The organism is Armatimonas sp. (assembly GCF_964826245.1).
In genome coordinates this window covers 1-3380 of the sequence record NZ_CBAYMC010000356.1, presented here as the reverse complement: position 1 = coordinate 3380, position 3380 = coordinate 1, and the positions used below count along the sequence as shown (strand labels likewise).

Annotated in this window: 3 protein-coding genes; 1 reads left to right on the top strand and 2 read right to left on the bottom strand. The window is 57.9% G+C overall.

The window, feature by feature from the left end; translation table 11 throughout:
* Positions 1-199 precede the first annotated feature (199 nt).
* Both AC1XOS_RS21320 and sthA read right to left on the bottom strand, forming a co-directional pair.
* Positions 200-1201 carry a hypothetical protein gene (locus tag AC1XOS_RS21320; RefSeq protein WP_481964225.1) on the bottom strand — a complete coding sequence of 334 codons (1002 nt, stop codon included), beginning with the start codon at positions 1199-1201 and terminating at the stop codon, positions 200-202.
* A 169-nt stretch (positions 1202-1370) separates the two neighbouring features.
* The gene (gene sthA / locus AC1XOS_RS21315; RefSeq protein ID WP_481964224.1) at positions 1371-2774 is read right to left on the bottom strand and encodes a Si-specific NAD(P)(+) transhydrogenase; all 1404 of its coding nucleotides are present in this window, start codon (positions 2772-2774) and stop codon (positions 1371-1373) included.
* A gap of 165 nt (positions 2775-2939) precedes the next feature.
* Between sthA and AC1XOS_RS21310 the strand changes: the two genes are divergently transcribed.
* Positions 2940-3380, top strand: a 441-nt coding sequence (locus tag AC1XOS_RS21310; protein ID WP_481964223.1) for an ABC transporter transmembrane domain-containing protein, incomplete at its 3' end; no start/stop codon positions are given.

Sequence of the window (3380 nt, the reverse complement as noted above, 5' to 3'; positions counted from 1 at the left end):
CTGTCGCCGGTTCTCCAGTGTGCGCGAAGAGTGTCCTGAGACATCGCCATGGAGAAGAAAGCCCTCGATCAGGCGCGGAAGACGAGAAAAAAGCACCGATTCCCGGTTTTGGGGCGGTGCAGAAAACGCCGAAGGAGGCGTCCTAACCGCTAGACCAACGGGCCAAACGAGAGGAGTATATCGTGCCTAAAGGATCGCGTCAAGCCTTACTACGGCGCCAAAGTATTAAAAGACCAACTCCACAGAGTGATAAGATTGCGGGCTCAGGGATGACCGCAGAGGATTGGGCAAAAAGCCAGTCACGATTTGCTTGAGCATCAAAGACTGCATTGGAAATTGTAAAGTGGTGCTGGCCAGGGAGAATTTGAGCAGTTCCGATAGCTCCTCGGCTGCTCATCGCCGCCTGCATTTTTGCAATCGAAGTCTGTTGATCAATGCCTTCACTATCCCCCGCAAATGCCCGGATTGGTTGACTTTCCAAACCCGCAACCGCATTGGAACCAAAGAAGGCTCCCGGATCGCCAATACCGGAGATAGGAATTGCAGCGGCGTACTTACCAGGGGCACGGACAACCGCATCCCAGGCACCATCTCCTCCGGCAGACCAACCGACAATATACTGACGATTCGCATCAATGGCGGGAAGTTGCAGGGTGGAGTTGTCTATTAAGGTGAGCTGAGGCGACGTGATCAGCGTATCAGTGAGGCTGAAAACTCCCCGTAAGCTCGCGGAAAGGGGAAAGTTATTGTGATTGTACTCATCACTGGAGCCATAGCTATTGAGCCAGTACTCCCCCAGACTATCATAGCCAAAGTTAGAACCAAGTGGTGCAGTACTCCCCCAGAGGGCTTGGTTGACAAGATACTCAGGGTCGTTCGTTGCGAAGTCTTTGATGCCACGGGGGGCAACATAGATTGCAGGGCGATCTACAAGCTTCAGAGAGTCCGAGAAAGTCCAGCTATCTACCTGGCTATTGTTATCTACATCCCAGCTATTGCCACGCTCCCCTGCCCCGTGAAGATACATCACGACGGGTAAAGGCTGACCAAACCCAGGATCACCCACATGCCCTAGATTGACATAGATCTTAACCGGGATGGTGCGTGTTACCAGAGTGCCCCCAACATTGTAGCTGTAGCTATAATTAAAAACTTGAAGATTGCTCTCAAAAAGCTGTGCATGCGCTGGAGACAGGAGCATTCCGAAAACAATCAAAGATGCTCCACTAAGACATCGCAATCGTGGAAAAATCATATTTTTCCTATGTTTGCAACTTTCGTGCCAGATTTCCGACTAGCCACGACGACGGTGGGCCAGCGCCCCTCCGAGTAAACCAAGACCAACAAACCAAGCCGACCAGGGAAAGAGATCAGCTATTTCTGCGTTTAAGCGCATCATAGGTGGCGTATTTATACGCTTCAGAGAGGGTTGGATAGTTGTAGCAAGTACGCAAGAATAATTCCGCACCTTGTTCGGCAAGCATCGCGGTGAGGCCAATGTGCACGAGCTCAGAGGCACTCTCCCCGATAATGTGCACCCCAATGAGCCGCATGTCCTCGCGCCGAAAGACCAGCTTGATAAAGCCAAACTGCTCCCCGATAATCTGTCCGCGGGCATTGGCGGCAAAGCTGGCACGTCCACAGACGGCATCAATGCCTTTCTCTTTGGCGCTCTGCTCGGTCTCTCCGGCGCTGCTGGCCTCAGGAATCGTGTAGATCCCGTAGGGCAAGATTGGGGCGAGATGGCCCGTGAAGTTGCTCTCAAACGCGTAGCACATCGCCAGGCGCGCCTGCTCCATCGAAGCCGAGGCCAGTGAGGGAAACCCTACCACATCGCCGGCAGCGTAGATCGAGGGAACGGCGGTCTGGAAGCACTCATTAACGGTTAGCAAGCCACGCTTGGCCGCCTCCAGCCCCGCGGCTGCGAGGTTCAGGCCCTCCGTGTTGCCACTGCGCCCCGCGGCAATGAGGATCGTGTCCGCGACAATCGAGCCACCGTAGCGCAGGGCGCAGCGCCAGCCCACTTCCTCACCTTCGTCGTCGCGCTCCACGTGCTCGATCTCGTCGGGCATTCGGAAGATAATCCCGAGGGTGACCATGCGCTCTTTCAGGGCACGCGAGAGGTCTTTGTCCAGAAATGCAAGCAGCTCATCACGCGCCTCGATCACGGTCACTTTCACGCCCAATGTCGCAAAGAGACAGGCATACTCGCAGCCGATCACTCCCCCGCCGGTGACAATCAGGCGCTGGGGGATGCGCTCCAGATTCAAGATCGTGTCCGAGTCGTAGATGTCTGGCTGCCCCACGGGAAAACCGGGCGGGTGCCAAGGCCGTGACCCGGTGGCGATCAGGACGATATCGCCGCGCAGCGTCCGCTCTGAGTCGCCCGAGACTTTGATGGTGTGCGCATCCACAAACGACGCCGCGCCACGCACCAGCTCAATGCCATGGCTCCCCATGCTCCCCGCGATCCGCTGGCGCTCGGTCTCGGCCACGCGCCGCTCACGCCGCAAGAAGTCCTGCACGGTCGCCTTGTCTCGCAGGCACGCATCGAGCCCATAGAGCTCACGCTGCTGGTAGCCAGAGAGAAAAAGCGCCGTCTCGCGGAGTGTCTTCGACGGCAGCGTCCCCGTGTTGGCCGCCGCCCCGCCCAGATGCTTCCCCTTCTCGATCAGCGCCACCCGCTTGCCCAGAAGCGCCGCCTGCGCCGCCCCTTTTTCGCCTGCCGGGCCGGAGCCAATCACAATCAAATCATAGCGCGTCGTTTCATCCATAGCTCTATCGTACCCGCCCCGTGAACGGGGCGTCGAGTAGCGCTTCGCGCTGGAAAGCCCGTACCGGGCTACATACCAGCGTATTCCCCAGCCCGGCACGGGCTTCGCGGCTGAGGAACGAAGCCATTGCAGACGCCCAATTCGATTGGGCGGTATGATAGACGCATGGGTGTAGGTGGCGGGTGGCGGGGGCCGGATCAGAGCTTGGGGGGCCTGCCTCGGACGTTTGGGTTGCAGAACCGCAACACGGGCGGCGATGGCCCTCAGAAGCCGCTGGATCGGGTGCTCTTGCGGCGCGTGCTGACCTGCCTTGCGCCCTACAAGACGCTCTGGGTGGGGATTTTCGGCTGCCTTGCCGCCAATGCCGCGCTTGCGGTCGTGCCGCCGCTCCTAGTGCGCGGGATTCTCGATGACGCGATCCCCAAGCACCAACCGACGCTTCTTTTCTGGCTCGTCGGTGGGATTATTGGGGTGAATATCGTCATGGGCCTGCTGGGGGTGTTGCAGAGCTTTTTGAGCGCACAAGTCGGCGAGGGCTTGCTCTACGACCTGCGCAATCGATTATTTCTGCGCCTGCAACAAATGTCGCTTTCTTACTACACAACG